Annotated in this window: 19 protein-coding genes; 16 read left to right on the forward strand and 3 right to left on the reverse strand. The window is 60.5% G+C overall.

The window, feature by feature from the left end; translation table 11 throughout:
* Window positions 1-13 precede the first annotated feature (13 nt).
* From FIV05_RS06270 to FIV05_RS06280, 3 genes are read left to right on the forward strand one after another with little or no spacing between them, the layout of a single operon-like run.
* Window positions 14-211 (forward strand): twin transmembrane helix small protein, encoded by a 198-nt coding sequence (locus FIV05_RS06270; RefSeq protein ID WP_152509028.1) that lies wholly within the window; start codon window positions 14-16, stop codon window positions 209-211.
* Window positions 212-251: 40 nt separating this feature from the next.
* A complete protein-coding gene (locus FIV05_RS06275) occupies window positions 252-827 on the forward strand; it encodes a cob(I)yrinic acid a,c-diamide adenosyltransferase (protein WP_152509029.1) in 576 nt (191 codons plus the stop codon).
* Window positions 828-859: 32 nt separating this feature from the next.
* Window positions 860-1,552: a rhomboid family intramembrane serine protease gene (locus FIV05_RS06280; RefSeq protein ID WP_152505077.1), complete on the forward strand. Its 693-nt coding sequence runs from the start codon at window positions 860-862 to the stop codon at window positions 1,550-1,552.
* Between the two features lie 37 nt (window positions 1,553-1,589).
* Here the strand turns inward: FIV05_RS06280 and FIV05_RS06285 are convergent, their stop codons facing one another.
* A complete protein-coding gene (locus FIV05_RS06285) occupies window positions 1,590-1,922 on the reverse strand; it encodes an RT0821/Lpp0805 family surface protein (protein ID WP_075282759.1) in 333 nt (110 codons plus the stop codon).
* Between the two features lie 99 nt (window positions 1,923-2,021).
* The gene (locus FIV05_RS06290) at window positions 2,022-2,774 is read right to left on the reverse strand and encodes a hypothetical protein (RefSeq protein WP_152509030.1); all 753 of its coding nucleotides are present in this window, start codon (window positions 2,772-2,774) and stop codon (window positions 2,022-2,024) included.
* A gap of 133 nt (window positions 2,775-2,907) precedes the next feature.
* Between FIV05_RS06290 and FIV05_RS06295 the strand changes: the two genes are divergently transcribed.
* The 9 genes from FIV05_RS06295 to FIV05_RS06335 all read left to right on the forward strand — a co-directional run bounded on the left by FIV05_RS06295 (window position 2,908) and on the right by FIV05_RS06335 (window position 9,868).
* Window positions 2,908-3,420: an RNA polymerase sigma factor gene (locus tag FIV05_RS06295; RefSeq protein WP_023002517.1), complete on the forward strand. Its 513-nt coding sequence runs from the start codon at window positions 2,908-2,910 to the stop codon at window positions 3,418-3,420.
* Entirely contained in the window at window positions 3,420-4,118 is a 699-nt protein-coding gene (locus FIV05_RS06300) for a hypothetical protein (RefSeq protein WP_152509031.1), read from the forward strand. Before FIV05_RS06295 ends, FIV05_RS06300 begins: the two co-directional genes overlap by 1 nt.
* A 324-nt stretch (window positions 4,119-4,442) precedes the next feature.
* On the forward strand, window positions 4,443-5,192 hold the full coding sequence (locus tag FIV05_RS06305; RefSeq protein WP_023002519.1) for an electron transfer flavoprotein subunit beta/FixA family protein: 750 nt from the start codon (window positions 4,443-4,445) through the stop codon (window positions 5,190-5,192).
* A 23-nt stretch (window positions 5,193-5,215) separates the two neighbouring features.
* Complete coding sequence (locus tag FIV05_RS06310; protein ID WP_055660182.1) at window positions 5,216-6,148, forward strand: FAD-binding protein; 933 nt, start codon at window positions 5,216-5,218, stop codon at window positions 6,146-6,148.
* Between the two features lie 138 nt (window positions 6,149-6,286).
* On the forward strand, window positions 6,287-7,168 hold the full coding sequence (locus FIV05_RS06315) for a 3-hydroxybutyryl-CoA dehydrogenase (protein WP_023002521.1): 882 nt from the start codon (window positions 6,287-6,289) through the stop codon (window positions 7,166-7,168).
* A 35-nt stretch (window positions 7,169-7,203) separates the two neighbouring features.
* Entirely contained in the window at window positions 7,204-8,694 is a 1,491-nt protein-coding gene (locus FIV05_RS06320) for an AMP-binding protein (RefSeq protein ID WP_152509032.1), read from the forward strand.
* Between the two features lie 58 nt (window positions 8,695-8,752).
* The gene (locus tag FIV05_RS06325) at window positions 8,753-8,959 is read left to right on the forward strand and encodes a hypothetical protein (protein WP_152509033.1); all 207 of its coding nucleotides are present in this window, start codon (window positions 8,753-8,755) and stop codon (window positions 8,957-8,959) included.
* A 300-nt stretch (window positions 8,960-9,259) separates the two neighbouring features.
* Window positions 9,260-9,520 (forward strand): hypothetical protein, encoded by a 261-nt coding sequence (locus tag FIV05_RS06330; RefSeq protein ID WP_023002524.1) that lies wholly within the window; start codon window positions 9,260-9,262, stop codon window positions 9,518-9,520.
* Window positions 9,521-9,655: 135 nt separating this feature from the next.
* Entirely contained in the window at window positions 9,656-9,868 is a 213-nt protein-coding gene (locus FIV05_RS06335; protein WP_055660176.1) for a hypothetical protein, read from the forward strand.
* 70 nt (window positions 9,869-9,938) lie between these two features.
* Here FIV05_RS06335 and FIV05_RS06340 read toward each other — a convergent pair whose 3' ends face one another.
* Complete coding sequence (locus FIV05_RS06340; RefSeq protein ID WP_023002526.1) at window positions 9,939-10,601, reverse strand: TlpA disulfide reductase family protein; 663 nt, start codon at window positions 10,599-10,601, stop codon at window positions 9,939-9,941.
* 42 nt (window positions 10,602-10,643) lie between these two features.
* Here FIV05_RS06340 and argH point away from each other — a divergent pair, with 42 nt between their 5' ends.
* The 4 genes from argH (at window position 10,644) to FIV05_RS06360 (ending at window position 16,545) form a co-directional block, all read left to right on the forward strand.
* A complete protein-coding gene (gene argH, locus FIV05_RS06345; RefSeq protein WP_152509034.1) occupies window positions 10,644-12,029 on the forward strand; it encodes an argininosuccinate lyase in 1,386 nt (461 codons plus the stop codon).
* 163 nt (window positions 12,030-12,192) lie between these two features.
* Complete coding sequence (locus FIV05_RS06350; RefSeq protein WP_145903830.1) at window positions 12,193-12,393, forward strand: lipoprotein; 201 nt, start codon at window positions 12,193-12,195, stop codon at window positions 12,391-12,393.
* A 156-nt stretch (window positions 12,394-12,549) separates the two neighbouring features.
* Entirely contained in the window at window positions 12,550-13,824 is a 1,275-nt protein-coding gene (lysA, locus tag FIV05_RS06355; protein WP_152509035.1) for a diaminopimelate decarboxylase, read from the forward strand.
* 138 nt (window positions 13,825-13,962) lie between these two features.
* Window positions 13,963-16,545 (forward strand): TIGR02302 family protein, encoded by a 2,583-nt coding sequence (locus tag FIV05_RS06360; protein ID WP_209009874.1) that lies wholly within the window; start codon window positions 13,963-13,965, stop codon window positions 16,543-16,545.
* Window positions 16,546-16,683 lie beyond the last annotated feature (138 nt).

Raw genomic sequence — 16,683 nt, forward strand, 5'->3', positions numbered from 1 at the left:
CAAGGAAAACGAAATGGCAGATCTGATCAACTTTCTCATTCCCGTCGGCCTCGCCGCGGTTGCAATCGTGTTGCTGCTCGGTATCTGGAACATGTTCCGTCATGGGCCGGCCAACCGCTCGCAGCTTCTGATGCGCTGGCGTGTCGGCCTTCAGTTTCTGGTGATTGTCCTGGTGATGGGCGGTCTCTACTTTTTCGGAACCGGCCGCTAAGACAAGATAACCGGACACTACTGGAGGAACTGGGGGCACAATGGTTGTTCTGAACAAGATCTACACGAAGACGGGTGACGACGGCACGACCGCGCTGGGTTCCGGAGAACGGCGCCGAAAGAGCGACCTCAGGATCGAGGCCTACGGGACCGTCGACGAGACCAACTCCGTGGTTGGTCTGATTCGCCTTCAGACCGGGCAATCTGCGCCGGAGGTCGACCAGGTGCTCGGCAGGATCCAGAACGACCTGTTCGACCTGGGGGCCGATCTTGCAACACCGGATACGGGCGAGGACCTGGGGTACGAGCCGCTTCGGATCACCGACGCCCAGGTCACGGCGATCGAACAGGCGATTGACGTCCTCAATGCGGAGCTCAAGCCGCTGCGTTCCTTCGTGCTGCCGGGTGGCAGTCCAGCCGCTGCCTACCTGCATCTGGCCCGCACGGTCTCGCGCCGGGCAGAACGTCTGATGGTGGAACTGGCAGCTCGCGAGCAGATCAATCCCGCTGCCGTGCGCTACATGAACCGCCTGTCGGACTATTTCTTCGTTGCCTCGCGGTACCTGAATGACAAGGGTGAGCAGGACGTTCTTTGGGTGCCTGGACAGAACCGTTAGGTCAGTTCCCCTTGCCGGAGGCCTGGCGCTGAATGTTCATTCCCCTTCACGATCACAATCGGCTGGTCCATGTTCCCCGCCCCTTTGTGAACCTTTTCCTGATTGCCGCCAACATCCTGATCTTTCTTCTGTATCAGGGTGCAGGTTCCCAGCAGGCGGTGGCCGCGTCCTCCTATTCCTTCGGCCTTATCCCGGTTGTCCTGTTCGATATCCGGGATCTGTCGCCGGAGCTGCAGATGCTGCCCGACTGGATGTCAGTGGTCACCTATGCCTTCCTTCATGGCGGCTACATGCACCTCATCGGCAACATGCTGTTCCTGTGGGTGTTCGGCGATAATGTCGAGGATGCCATGGGGCATCTGCGTTACCTGGTCTTCTATCTGCTGTGTGCGATAGCCGGCGGGTTGGCCTACGCCTCCATCGACGTCAATTCGGATGTGCCGTTGATCGGGGCGTCCGGCGCCGTTTCAGGCGTTGTTGCCGCCTATCTGATGCTGCACCCGCGGGTGAAGGTGTGGGTGCTGGCACTGGGCCGGATACCCTTGCGCCTTTCCGCCGGATGGTTGCTCGGCGGCTGGATCCTTTATCAGATCGTCAATGCCGTGATTGCGTCCGACAGCGATGTTGCCTGGATTGCGCATATCGGCGGCATGGCGGCGGGTGCCGTGCTGATCTTGTTTTTCCGGCGCAGGGGTGTGCCCCTGTTCGACCGAAACATCGCCTAGGCACAGTTTTCAAAAAGAATGCGGACCGGTCAGGAAACTAGGCTGCTTTCCAGACAGCATCGGCGGTGCGGCAGGCGACTCCCCGGCGGCTGATCATTCGACCGTCAGCCAGCTTGATCCGTTCGCGGTAGGAGCGGCAGAAGTCGCCCGACGTATTTTTCCAGGTCTTCAGAGGCGTAATTGTGCCGCTCGCTCCACTCGAGGGGTTTCTCCAGCTTCGGTCCTTGCCGGAAACAGACTTCTCCAGCGCAGCCTGAAGCGTGGTTTCAGCCCGGTATTTGTCCGATGCTTGCAGTTTTGAAGCCGGTTTGCGGGTTTCCGCCGCGGCGGGTTCCTGCAGGGAGACAAGCGTGTCCTGCACTGACGCCACGGAACAGCCTGTGAGGATATTTGCCAAAAAAAACAGAAAAAACGTCCCTTTCGGAACGTGAAACCCACGAAAAATCAAGTCCGATCCCGCCTCTTGGATCTATTGCCAGCCGTTGGAGATAGCCTCCCGTTCTTCCCGCGCGCTGAGGGACCCACCAGAAGGCTCGCTATCACCATTAAACTGACGCCCGCCAAAGATGCGATCTAAAAAACCGCCTGAACCGGACTTTTGTGTGGCAGAGCTAAAAGAAGTTCGTTCTGACGAACCGCCGGACGACGAACCGCCGGATGACGATCCACCCGACGAAGAGCGGGAAGAGGAAGGAGAAGAGGAGCCTCCGCTGCGACCGGAGTTGCCTTTGCTTTCCGAGCTTCTACCGGCCGATTTGTTTCCTGCCGAACTGTTACCGGTGGAGCTTTTTCCGCTCGAACTGTTACCAGTTGAGTCGCCGCCGCCCGAACGGCTGCCACCTGTGTCGCCGCCACCGGAACTGCTGCCACCGGTGCTGTCACCGCCGGAGCTTTTGCTACCGCTGTCACCACCGGAACTCTTGCTTCCGCTGTCGCCGCCGCGGTCTCCACGTTCGCTGCGGCCTCCGCGATCGCTGCGACTGCCGCGATCACCGTGCGAATCTGCGGCCGCGGCAATGCTGTCCTTCATGTCGAACAAGGGGCTGAAGTAGACAAGAGAGAACATCATTGCCGCAGCTGCAACACCCGGCAGTATGCGAAACATCGCAGAGAGGCGGTCTTGCAATGTAATCTGGCGGGCGCGTTTCATCTGATGCGATTCAATTCGTAATAAGGGGTTTTTGGCGGTCGACGAGAGCGGTTTTACGACCTTCGCACGCATAACACCTGGGCAATCTTTGTTCTTCCCGAAGATAGTCTAAAAAAAGTCGGGATCAAAAGGTCTCCTTACGTGTTGTCTCGCTGAGAGCGGTTTTGCGGAGAACTCCTTGCCTGAAGATACGTTAAAGACGGAGATGATCCGTCTGCTCCCGAAGCTGAGGAGTTTTGCTTTAAGGCTGTGCCGGAATCCGGATCAGGCAGACGATCTGGTGCAGATGACATGCGAACGTGCAATCCGATCGCTCGACCAGTTCGATCCGGCCACCCGGCTCGACAGCTGGATGTTCCGGATTTTGCAGAATCTGTACTTCAATTCGGTTCGCGACACCGCAAACCGGGCCAGGCTTTTCGACCTTGCCATGCTGGATTTCGAGGAAAGCTACGACGGCGCGAAAGCCGCCGCCGACAGCCTGGAACTTCAGAAAGTGCAGGATTTCATTGGCGAGCTGGAAGAAGACAACCGCGAGGTGCTTCTGAAGATCGCCGTTGAGGGCAGAAGCTACAAGGATGTGGCGGATGAACTCGGCGTTCCGATTGGAACGGTAACCAGCCGGCTTGCCCGCGCAAGACTGAAACTGCGCGAGTGGCTGGACACGAACGATGCCCCGCAGGGCGTCAGGCTGCGCAGCATGCCAGGGGGTATGTGATGACATTTGACGAAAAGCGCGAACAGATCCTGCTTGCAAAGGATATCGGCAAGATCCTGGACGAGGAAGGTTCGGAAGAGGAGCGTGCAACTCTGCTTCGCCGGATCGACGCGACTGGTGGCGGACATGATCTGCTGGAGCAGATGTCCAAGGACAATACCATTCTGCAAAAAGCGGTTGCTGCGCCGGTGCCTGACGAATCAATGGCACGGTTCGAAGCACTCATCGAAAAGGAATTCGCCAAGCGCGAAGGTCCTGCGCCCCGTCATGCGCATGCGTCCTGGACAGGCGTGCTGATCCAGATCGCCGCCGCACTTGTGATGGTTGCCGGCACTTTCGGCTTTACCACCTACTGGATGCAGACGCGGATGGACAGTGCCGTGTCTTCTCTTGCCGCACATATGGAAACTGAGCGGATGCTTTTGGCACAGACCGTCCAGGAAGCGCTGGAAACGAAAGTCAGCGGCGAGCCCGTGTTCGTTGGGCAGGAAGGCGACTGGCGCGAGATCCTGACGCCGATCAAGACCTACCGCAGCAAGAGCGGGCACTGGTGCCGCGAGTACCTTCGCGAGACCACCTTCAGCAGGCTGGACCTTTCCATCCGTGGCACGGCCTGCCGGGACGAGAACGGCACCTGGGTAACCGTGTTCGCCGAACCGGTGTCCGACAAGTTCTCGCCGCAGACCCCAGGCATCTGACCGGGGGCCGGGACCAGGAAAACAGAGAAGTCGCCGCGTGTTGCCGTAACAGGTGCGCGCGGTTTCTTTTTTGCACTGAGCCCCGGTTTTCCACGCATTGTTGCGTTGCCGAACTATCATCATTGCGACGCATGTTTTTCCAAGCCCGGCAAATTGCCGCCTTAGACCTTTTACCGCAATTGACAGGTGCCGTGTCGGTCAGTACCGTCCCCCGCCATGCGCCACGATTGGCTCAATTCTGCCGTTTGTAACCTAGCGTCATGAGGGCAGAGAGCCGGAGAATGCGGTGCGGTGAAAGCCGGCCCAGCAAGAGGTTGAGACCAAATGAAGATCCTCGTACCCGTAAAACGGGTCATCGACTACAACGTGAAGGTCCGTGTGAAGGCGGATGGTTCTGGCGTCGATCTTGCCAACGTCAAGATGTCCATGAACCCGTTTGACGAAATCTCCGTCGAAGAAGCCCTTCGGCTGAAGGAAGCGGGCAAGGCGAGTGAAGTGATCGTCGTGTCCGTTGGGCCGCAACAGGCCACCGAAACGCTGCGCACCGGCCTTGCCATGGGCGCCGACCGCGGCATTCTGGTGAAGACCGACGACACCACCGAGCCGCTGGCAGTCGCGAAGATCCTGAAAGCGATCGTCGAAGCCGAAGAGCCGGGTCTCGTGATCCTCGGCAAGCAGGCGATTGACGACGACTGCAACCAGACCGGCCAGATGCTGGCAGCCCTCCTCGGTTGGAGCCAGGGCACGTTTGCCTCCAAGGTTGATCTGGGCGACGGCACTGTCGATGTCACCCGTGAAGTGGATGGCGGCCTGCAGACCGTGAAGCTGAAGCTGCCGGCCATCGTGACCACGGACTTGCGCCTCAACGAGCCGCGCTATGCGTCCCTGCCGAACATCATGAAAGCGAAGAAGAAGCCGATCGACGAAAAGTCTCCGGCCGATTTTGGTGTCGACACCACGCCGCGCCTCACCGTTGTCACCACCACCGAGCCGGCATCGCGCCAGGCCGGTATCAAGGTCGGTTCCGTTTCCGAGCTGGTCGACAAACTCAAGAACGAAGCCGGCGTCCTTTAAGACCCGTCGCAGGAGGATAAAACATGACAACACTTCTTGTGGCCGAATACGCCGGTGGCGAACTGAGCGATGCCACGGCAAAGGCCCTGACGGCTGCCGTCGCTCTTGGTGCCGACGTTCACGTCCTGGTCGCCGGCAAGGGCGTTCAGGGCGTTGCGGATGCCGCGTCCAAGCTTTCCGGCGTCGCCAAGGTTCTGCTTGCTGAAAGCGATGCGCTGGAGCACCAGCTGGCCGAGCCGACCGCCGATCTGATCGTCGGCCTCGCAGGCGATTATGACGCGATCGTTGCCCCGGCAACCGCCAACGGCAAGAACACCCTGCCGCGCGTCGCAGCCCTTCTGGACGTGATGCAGATCTCCGACGTGACGGCTGTTGTCGATGCGGATACTTTCGAGCGTCCGATCTACGCGGGCAACGCGATCCAGACCGTGAAATCCGGCGATCCCAAGAAGGTGATCACCGTGCGGACTTCCACGTTCGCGGCTGCGGAGGCAGGCGGTTCTGCCGCTGTTGAAACTGTTGCGGGCACGGACGGTTCGGGTCTTTCGGAATTCGTCGGCGAGGAGCTTTCCAAGTCCGACCGTCCGGAACTGACGTCTGCCAAAATCATCATCTCCGGTGGCCGCGCGCTCGGTTCTTCCGAAAAGTTCCAGGAAGTCATCATGCCGGTGGCCGATGCCCTCGGTGCGGCGGTCGGTGCATCGCGCGCCGCCGTCGATGCGGGCTACGCCCCGAACGACTGGCAGGTCGGCCAGACCGGCAAGGTGGTCGCTCCGGATCTCTACATTGCCTGCGGCATTTCGGGTGCCATCCAGCACCTTGCCGGCATGAAGGATTCCAAGGTGATCGTCGCGATCAACAAGGACGAGGAAGCTCCGATCTTCCAGGTCGCGGACTATGGCCTCGTGGCGGATCTCTTCGACGTGCTGCCGGAATTGAAGGCTGCCGTCGAGTAACACCTGCGGCAAATTGATCACGGACCCCGGGGCGAATAACAGTTTTCGCTCCGGGGTTCTTGCTGTTCGGCGCAAGACTTGCCAAAAATAGCCGCAACCCGTCCAATCGGGATGTTTTCTAAAGATCGGATTTTCAGGATGGCAGTCGAAATCAAGAAAGTCGGCGTAATCGGCGCTGGTCAGATGGGCAGCGGCATTGCGCATGTGTGTGCACTTGCGGGCTTCGACGTGGGATTGAGCGATCTCTCCATGGAACGGATCGAATCCGGCCTGGCTTCGATCAACGGCAACCTGGCGCGCCAGGTGTCCAAGTCCATGATCACCGAGGAAGAGCGCAACGCGGCGCTGGATCGCATCAAGGCAGCCGAAGACCTCGATCTTCTGCGTGATGCAGACCTGGTGATTGAATCCGCCGTCGAGAACGAGCAGGTCAAACGCAAGATCTTTTCGCAGCTTTGTCCGATCCTGAAGCCCGAAGCGATCCTGGCGACCAACACTTCGTCGATCTCGATCACGCGTCTTGCCGCTTCGACCGATCGTCCGGAACGCTTTATCGGCATCCACTTCATGAACCCGGTTCCGGTCATGGAGCTGGTCGAGCTGGTGCGCGGCATAGCCACGGAAGACGAGACTTTCGAAGCCTCGAAAGGGTTCTGCGTCCGTCTCGGCAAGCAGATTGCCGTCGCAGAGGATTTCCCGGCCTTCATGGTCAACCGTATCCTTCTGCCGATGATCAACGAAGCGATCTATACGCTCTATGAAGGCGTCGGTTCTGTTGATTCCATCGACAAGGCCATGCGTCTCGGGGCCAATCATCCGATGGGGCCTCTGCAGCTTGCGGATTTCATCGGCCTCGATACCTGCCTGTCGATCATGCAGGTGCTTTACGAAGGTCTGGCGGACACCAAGTATCGTCCGTGCCCACTGCTCGTGAAATACGTTGAAGCAGGCTGGCTCGGCCGCAAGACCCAACGCGGTTTCTATGATTACCGCGGCGAGCACCCGGTTCCGACCCGGTAATCGGTTCGCCAGCCACCGCAGAAGCCCCGGTAACGATGAACCTAGCCCGCTATTGCCTGACCAGCGCCGCCCCGGACCCGGGCAAGACGGCGCTGGAACTGGTCGGGGCCGGTGGCGCCCTTCTGGAAACATGGAGCTATGGCTCGCTGACGCGGGCCGTTCTTTCGGTTGCCGCGGGTTTGCGCGCCACGGATCTTTCGCCCGGTGACCGTATCCTTCTCAGGATCGGTCACTCCAGTGATTTTCCGCTGGCGTTCTTCGGGGCGATTGCGGGTGGTTTCGTGCCGATCCCGACGTCTTCCCAACTTACTGCATCCGAAGCAGAAGCGATCCTGGCCGACAGCGGCGCGCGGATGGTGCTGCACGATGGTCACACCGTGCTGCCGACCGCGGGCAGCGCGATGTTGCTGGGTCCAGAGGCCTTGGTCGAACTGAAGCAGGCAGAGCCGGGAGACTTCGCGGAGACCCACGCTGACGACCCGGCTTTTCTTGTCTATACGTCCGGTACCAGCGGCACGCCGAAGGGCGTCCTGCATGCGCAGCGCGCCGCCAGTGCGCGCCGGCCCATGTATTCCGGCTGGTATGGCATCGGCGCTTCCGACCGGCTGCTTCATGCCGGAGCATTCAACTGGACCTATACGCTTGGTGCCGGCTTGATGGACCCCTGGGCCAATGGCGCGACCAGTGTTGTTTATGATGGGCCCCGAGACCCGGACCTCTGGCCGGAACTGATGACAGACACAAGGGCGACGCTGTTTGCGGCCGTGCCCAGTCTCTACCGGCGTATCCTGAAGTATGGCGCTGTTACGCCCGCCTCCTTTCCCGACCTTCGCCACGGCCTGACGGCCGGAGAAGCGCTTCCGGCAAGTCTTTATCGGGAGTGGAGGGAACGCACCGGCCGCGAACTTTATGAAGCGCTCGGTATGAGCGAGATCTCCACCTATCTCTCCAGCAGCCCCAGCGTTCCGGTAAAGCCGGGTTCCCCGGGTAAACCTCAGGAAGGCCGGAAGGTTTCCATTCTCAGCGAGTTGGATGACACGCCGGTGCCGGTGTCCGGAACGGAGACAGGGCTTCTGGCTGTTCACAGGGATGAACCGGGCCTGATGCTGGGATATTGGAACCGTGCCGAGGAAACAGCGGCCGCATTCAGGGGCGACTGGTTCCTGACCGGCGACAGGGCGCGTACGGATGAAGACGGCTATTTCTGGTACGAAGGCCGTGCTGACGATCTGATGAACGCTTTCGGCTACAGGGTGGCCCCGGAAGAAGTGGAGCGGGTGCTGGCAGCTGACCCGCAAGTGCAGGAGGTGGCCGTGACGGCGGTGCCTGCGCGCGAAGGCGTCAGCCTGATAACGGCCTTCGTGGTGCCGGCCCTCCCCGGACAGCTGGATGCCGACCGTCTTGCCGCTCATGCGGCAGAAAACCTGGCGGAATACAAGCGTCCCAAGGTTTACAAGGTGCTGGAACAGTTGCCACGCACACCGTCCGGCAAGGTCCGGCGCAGTGTCTTGCGGGAGGGGCACTGACATTCGTTAACACCTGATTAAGGGTAGGGGGTTAGGATGGCCACAACCTCAGGAGTTAATGATGGACAGCGTTGGCATTGCCACGACATTCGTTGCGCAGACCCAGGCACAGACAGCCCAGACGCTTCAGGCAGAGATGATGAAGATGGCCGCCCAGCAGGACGCCAATCTGGTGGCGCTGCTGCAGCAAGGGGCTGACAATCTTCAGGCTCAACAGGCCACAACACCTCCCGGTCTCGGCGGACGGGTAGACGTCAGCGCCTGATCCCGTTCCTTTGCAGTTTTGTTAACGGCCCGTGCGGATTTGCCCCGCACGGGCCGTTTTCGTTGCGCCGCCGGGTGACTTTTTTCGGAGGAAGCCTGAAAAGGGCCTCTCGAGAGATGCTTCTGAAAGTTACGGTCTTTCAGATGCTTATCCATAATTACGTAAAGTTTTAAGAAAAATATTCCGATCAATTCAGTAATTGAGTCAGCAACTCTGAGAGTTGTTTTGGAAATTTACCTTTGAATTCAGGTATTTCATTCAAGATGAACATTGAAATCGTATCCAAGGATTGGAACGACCATGCCTGAAGCAATAGGATATGGAGCATCCCAGGCGTATCAGCCGAACCAGGCCAACACGCGTGCGGGCCAGGTTGCAGAACAAGCCGAAGCGTTCAAGACCAAACGCTCCGAAGCTGCAGCCGTGATCGCGCAACGTCAGGCGAGTTTCAGCACGAACCGGGCAGAATTTCTGAGCCGGCAAGCTGAGCAGCTGGAAAATCGCGCGGAAACGCGTCGGCTGGAAGATGGTGTCGGACTACAGGTCAACATCCTGGCCTGATGTGACGCATCATCCGGACAAGCCGACTGGAAGCGTAAGACGAACGAACAAAAGCCGGAGCGCCCGATTGCAAGGATGACGGGTGACTAACGGCTGCGGACAAGCCTCATCACCACGGCGAAGGAGTAACCCATCATGCCGAGTGCTATCGACAGTTCCTCTTCCTCGGCCGCCTACAGCGCTGCAAGTGTTCGCAGCGAACTTGCTGCCAATGCGGTAAGGGACCAGAACCAGCAGGAGCGCCAGGTCGCCGAGCGGCTGGAGCAGGCTCAGGCAACCCAGGAAGAAGACCGGCGCGAGTCGCGCCGCATTCCAGGTCTGGGCAACGCGGTCGACATCAGCGTCTGAACCGGAGGAGGTCACCTCCACCGGCTTCGAAAGGTCTGATGATCTTGATACTTCTGGCGGCAGCCGGACGTCAGGCGTCCGGGGCCGCCATTGCGTTTTTAATAAGCGCCTTGGCCTCGCCGGAGGCCCATTCGGCGGGGCCGTACATGGTACCGATCTCGCAGCCCTTCGGGCTAACCAGAATGGTTGTCGGCAAACCGGTTGCCCGCGCAACCTTGCGCAAGTCCTTCAGAAGATCGTTCGAGCTGTCCTGATAAAAGGCGAGATTGCCGACGCCGATCTCGTTCAAAAAGTCTTTCGGCTTTTCCGGTCCGCCCCGGTCGAGATTGACCGCAACCACCTCGAAATTGTCGTCTCCCATCTCCGCCTGCAGTTCGTCCAGCGCCGGCATTTCCTTGCGGCACGGGGCGCACCATGTTGCCCAGAGATTGAGGAGCACTGTCTTGCCGCCGAAGTCCGACAGCGCCATCTGCTGGTCGTCAGGCCCCTTGAAGGTCAGGTGCTGAAGGTCCAGCGGTGCGCTTGCGGGAAGGAAGGCGGCCACTTCTCCAGTGGCGAAAGGCTTGGCTGCCGCCGCAAAATCGAGCGCAGCCGAACAGCTTTGCGCACCGGCGATGTTGCCATTCGGTCCAGCGATCACGTATAGAGCCGCTACGGCGGCCACTGCACCCGCAAGCCCGGCGGCGACAATGCCGCGTCTGTTGGTTTTCGCTGGTTCGGTTGGCTTTGTCATTCGTTCACACCCCGCAAGGGGGCGCCTTCTAAGGGACAGGACATGAGCAATCGCATGTGGGGAGGCCGGTTCGCTGAGGGACCGGACGCCATCATGGAGGAGATCAACGCCTCCATCGACTTCGACCGGAAGCTATATAAGCAGGACATCGACGGCTCGAAAGCCCATGTGCGCATGCTCGCGGAAAAAGACATTGTGACGCGGGACGATGCCGACAAGATCGTTCAAGGTCTAGACACAATCCTGTCAGAGATCGAAAGCGGCAAATTCAAGTTTTCCCGCGCGCTTGAAGACATCCATATGAACATCGAGGCGCGCCTTGCCGAGCTGATCGGCCCGGCTGCCGGACGCCTGCATACGGCGCGCTCGCGCAATGACCAGGTGGCGACCGATTTCCGCCTGTGGGTGCGCGACACGCTCGATACGCTCGACGACCAGCTGGGTGAGCTGATGCAGGCTCTGGCGGAAAAGGCGGAAACCCATGCCGCCGACGTCATGCCCGGGTTCACGCACCTGCAGTCGGCCCAGCCGGTGACCTTCGGACACCACATGCTGGCCTACGTCGAAATGTTCGGCCGCGACAGGGGCCGTGTGCGCGACGCGCGCAAGCGCATGAACGAATGCCCGCTTGGTGCGGCGGCGCTAGCCGGCACGTCCTTCCCGATCGACCGGCGCATGACCGCCAAGGCGCTCGGCTTCGACCGTCCGTCTGCCAATTCGCTCGATGCCGTTTCCGACCGTGATTTCGTCATCGAGGCGCTGGCGACGGCGTCTCTCACCGCCATGCACCTGTCGCGCCTTGCCGAGGAAATCGTCATCTGGTGCTCGGCGCAGTTCGGCTTCGTGAAACTGTCGGACAAGTTTTCGACCGGTTCGTCGATCATGCCGCAGAAGAAGAACCCGGATGCGGCGGAACTGGTGCGTGCCAAGTCGGGCCGCATCTACGGTTCGCTGCAAGCGCTTCTGGTGATGATGAAGGGCCTGCCGCTCGCCTATTCCAAGGATATGCAGGAAGACAAGGAGCAGGCTTTCGACGGCCTGGCCAGCGTTTCCCTGGCTCTTGCGGCCATGACCGGCATGATCCGCGATCTGGAGCCTGTCACCAAGGCGCTGAAGAAGGCCGCGGGCTCGGGCTATTCGACTGCAACGGACCTCGCCGACTGGCTGGTTCGCGTTCTTGGTCTGCCGTTCCGCGACGCTCACCACGTGACCGGGCGCATCGTGGCGATTGCCGTCGAGAAGGGCATCGAACTGCACAAGGTTTCGCTGGAAGAGATGCAGGCGGTGGAACCGAAGATCACCAACGAGATCTTCCAGGTGCTGTCCGTCGACAAATCCGTACGCAGCCGAACCAGCTATGGTGGCACGTCGCCGGTAAACGTACGCAAGCAGGCACGCCGCTGGCTGAAAGAGCTGGCCAAGGCCTGATGGCCCATTGAAGGTCGGCTTTCCCCGCAACGCACGGCGCGAACTGGTCTTGCCGAACGCGCCGTGTCATGCGAGGAGAAGGACCGGTATGTGACTTTGTAAGAACTCCCGTGTCCGCCCGGACGCGGGGCAGTCGATCCAAAAAGGCATGATGGTGATGACAATGCGGTTCAAAACCCTGGCTCTGGTCGGTCTTTGCCTGAGCGTGACCCTGGCAGGGTGTGGCCGCAAGGGCGGGCTGGAAAACCCGGGAGCGCCTGTGCAGCAGGCGGACGCCGCGGTTGATCCTGCTGTGGCAGCACCGGTTCAGCCGGAAGCGCCGCAAAGCGACAAGCCCTTTTTCCTGGATTTCATGATCCGATAAACCATTCGCGCAGCGGCAGAGCCGGCTGCGCATCGGAGCGAGCCGGCTCTGCCGAGGCAACCGATACGCTCCATCGTTTCAATGCCGATCAGCTTCCGCACGGTCTGGTAACACCGACCGGCCCTGAACCTGATCCAGCCGCATGAGGGCCGTCCCTTGCATCACTTCGATTACAAGAATGGCGAGCTGTTTGCCGAAGACGTGGCGATCGAGACGATCGCGCGTGAAGTCGGCACACCGTTCTACTGCTATTCCACGGCAACGCTCACCCGTCACTACCAGGTGTTTGCCGCCGCATTCAGCGATATTCCGTCGTTGGTCTGCTATGCGATGAAGGCAAATTCCAACCAGGCGGTCCTGAAGACGCTTGCACAGCTTGGTGCCGGCATGGACGTGGTCTCGGAAGGTGAATTGCGCCGTGCACGGGCTGCGGGCGTTCCTGCGTCGAAGATCGTCTTTTCGGGGGTCGGCAAGACCGAGGCCGAACAAGCCTACGCGCTTCAGGAAGACATCTTGTGCTTCAACGTGGAGTCCGAGCCCGAGTTGCGCCAGCTTTCACGGGTTGCCACTGCAATGGGCAAGACCGCACGGGTGTCCATGCGCATCAACCCGGACGTCGATGCCAAGACCCATGCCAAGATTGCGACCGGCAAGGCCGAGAACAAGTTTGGTATTCCCTGGCAGCGTGCACGTGACGTTTATGCCGAGGCAGCGGCTCTGCCCGGTATCAAGGTCACCGGCATCGATATGCACATCGGCTCGCAGATCACGGAGCTGGAGCCTTTCGACAACGCATTTGCGCGTCTAGGCGAGCTGATCACGGATCTGCGCTCGCAAGGCCACACGATCGACCATGTCGATCTCGGTGGCGGACTGGGCATCCCCTATATCACCGATAACAATCCGCCGCCGCATCCGGACGCTTATGCCCAGGTGGTCAAGAAGCATGTGCGCGAACTGGACTGCATGGTCATGTTCGAGCCAGGCCGCATGATTGCCGGCAACGCCGGCATCCTGGTCACCGAAGTCGTCTATGTGAAGGAAGGCGCCGACAAGAATTTCGTCATTGTCGATGCCGCCATGAACGACCTGATCCGTCCGACGCTTTATGAGGCCTATCACGAGGTGCGCCCGGTGCGCGAACCGGGGAAAGAAACAGACCGAATCAAGGCCGATATCGTCGGTCCGGTGTGCGAAACCGGTGATTTTCTGGCCCAGAACCGGGATATGCCCAGGGTAGAAGCCGGGGATATGCTGGCGGTCTATTCGGCCGGCGCCTATGGCGCAGTCCAGTCCTGCACCTACAATTCGCGGCTTCTGGTGCCCGAAGTGCTCGTAAATGCAGACCAATTTGCCGTTATCCGCCCCCGGACCAGCTACGAAGACCTGCTCGGTCTGGACCGGATTCCGGACTGGCTCAAGGGTTCGTGAACAGATCGGCTGACAATTAGTTGAACCGACAGGTTGCCGGACAGCCCGCTATGCCTCACCTTATTGTATGGTGGGCAGGTCCAGCGGGCTGCGTTTCCGGAGAAACGGGCAGTTCGGGGGGCAAAACCGGAGGTGCCATTGAGCCCGAGCGACAGCGATCCCGATCAAGAACGACAGATTTCTTCCGAGACCTACGGCTGGCGGGCCTTGATCCGATCCCGGCTGGACAGGCTGGTGCGCCAAAGCCGCCGTGCCTTGTTCATCGAACGCCTGTGGCGTGCTCTGCTTCCGGTGCTGGTGGTACTCGGCCTGTTTGTCGGGCTGTCCTGGCTTGGTCTGTGGCTGGTCCTTCCCGCCTGGGCAGGCCCGCTCGGGCTTCTCGTATTCGCTGCCGCCACCGTTTGGGCGGCGCGGGATCTCTTCCACCTTGCCTGGCCGACGCGCGAGGATGCGCTTTCCCGGGTCGAAAAATCCTCGGGCCGTACCCACCGTCCCCTGACAACGCTTGAAGACGAATTGTCGGTCGGTGCGAGCGATCGCGAAAGCCAGGCCATCTGGGCGTTGCACCAACGTCGCACAGCCGAAGCAGTTGCAGCGATCCGTTCGAAAGCGCCGGATCCGCAGGCCTTCCGACGCGATCCCTGGGCGCTTCGCGTCCTGGCCGCCAGTGTACTCCTGATCGGCTTTTCGACAGCAAGTGGCGATCATTTCGGCCGGCTGGTCTCGGCCTTTCAGAACCCGTTCAAGACAGTGGAACCGCCCAGCCGTCTCGACGCCTGGGTCACGCCACCGCTCTATACCAGCGAGCCACCGATTTACCTGACGGGCGAAAGCGCCCAGTTGCGCGACCCGGGTGCGCCGATCTCCGTGCCGGAAGGGTCGATACTTGTGGTCCGCACGCAAGGCGCACGTGATCTCAAGATGACCTACGCCCGTGCGGAAGACGCCGAGCCTAAGGTGATCGAACCTGAACTTGGGACAGAAACGGAAGATCCGGATCTGAAAACGCTTTTGCCGGTTGAACGCCGGCTCGAGCTGGAAACCACCGGTATCGTCGAGCTGCTCAATGGCGAAGAGCCGATGCTGAGCTATGTCTTTGCGGTGAAGCCCGACGATGCGCCGGATATCCGGTTGACGGACGATCCTGAAGAACAGCTCAGCGGCGCGCTCAAGTTTTCCTATCTAGTGAATGACGACTATGGCGTTGTGGCCGCCGAGGCTCGCATCGCGCCCCTGCCTAATCCGGACAACAACAACCGGGCTCCGCGCCCGCTTGTGGAAGCACCCCAGTTCCCGCTTTCACTGCCGCCGCGCGCCGGCACAGCCAAGACGGCGGAAACCATCCGGGACCTGACGTCGCATCCCTGGGCCGGTTCTGAAGTCAATCTGTCGCTGCTGGCGCGTGACCAGGCCGGTCAGGAAGGGCAATCGCCCGCGTACCGCATTACCCTGCCCCAGAGACGCTTCGGCAAGCCCTTGGCCCGCGCTGTCGTCGAACAGCGCCGTAATCTTGCGCTTGATGCCGAAAGCCAGGGCGAGGTCATCATCGCGTTCGACGCCCTGATGCTGGCGCCGGAAATGTTCGACTTCAAGCCGCGCAACTATCTGGGCATGCGCTTTGCCTATGGCTCTCTCGTAAACGCAAAGACAGACGAAGACCTGAAGGCCCTGTTGCCGCTCTTGTGGGACCTGGCCCTGTCGATCGAGGACGGTGACCTTTCCGCAGCCGAACGCAAGCTGCGTGATGCCCAGGAGGCCCTGCGCAAGGCGCTGGAAGAAGGGGCGAGCGACGAGGAAATCGCCAAGCTGACCCAGCAGCTGCGGGAAGCCCTGAACGAATACATGCAGGCACTGGCCGAGCAGATGCGCCAGAACCCGCAGGCCATGCAGCCTTTCGACGGCAATCAGCAGACGCTCAGCGAACAGGACCTGAGCGAAATGCTGGACCGGATCGAGGAGCTGGCGCGTACCGGCTCCCGTGATGCTGCCCGCGAGCTGCTGGCACAGATGCAGCAGATGCTGGAAAACCTGCAAGCAGGCCGGCCGCAGATGATGCCCAACAGCATGTCCAGCGAAATGATGGAGATGCTCAACCAGTTGGGTGAAATGATCCAGCGGCAACAGCAGCTGATGGATGAAACCCACAAGTTCAACCAGGACCAGCAGCAGCAGCGCCGTGGTCAACAGCAGCAACCCGGTCAGCAACAACAGGGCCAGGGACAGCAGCTGACCCAGGAGCAACTGGAACAGATGCTTCAGCAGCTTCAGGAGGGCCAGGGTGACCTGGCACAGCGGCTGCAGGAACTCATGGACCAGCTTAGCCAGAACGGCATGGGCCAGAACCAGGCGCTGGGCGAAGCCGGCGAGTCCATGGGCGAGGCTCAGCAGTCCCTGGGTGATGGACAGGGTCAGCAGGCGCTCGGCGAGCAGGGCAACGCCCTGGATGCCCTTCGGCGCGGCGCTCAAGGCCTGACGGAGCAGATGATGGGTCAGGGCGAAGGTCCGGGATCGCCCAACGGCGCGTCGCCGATGGACGAAGACCCTCTTGGCCGTCCGCGGCGCACCGAGGGCCCGGACTTCAACAACCGGGTGCGCATCCCCGACGAAATCGATGTTCAGCGGGCGCGCAGGATCCTGGAAGAGCTCCGGCGTCGCTTCTCCGATCCTTCCCGGCCGCAGCTGGAGCTCGATTATCTGGAACGGCTCCTGAAGCGGTACTAGGCCCGTTTCTGACAAAGGTTCACGACCCCGCTTCGGCGGGGTCAATTGTTTTTGACGGTGATGTTTGTGTTTGTGGCCCATCCTTCGAGACAGCGCTTCGCGCTTCCTCAGGATGAGGTGGATCTTGTGGCAACGAGA

The organism is Labrenzia sp. THAF191a (genome assembly GCF_009363335.1).
GTDB classification, from domain to species: domain Bacteria; phylum Pseudomonadota; class Alphaproteobacteria; order Rhizobiales; family Stappiaceae; genus Roseibium; species Roseibium algicola.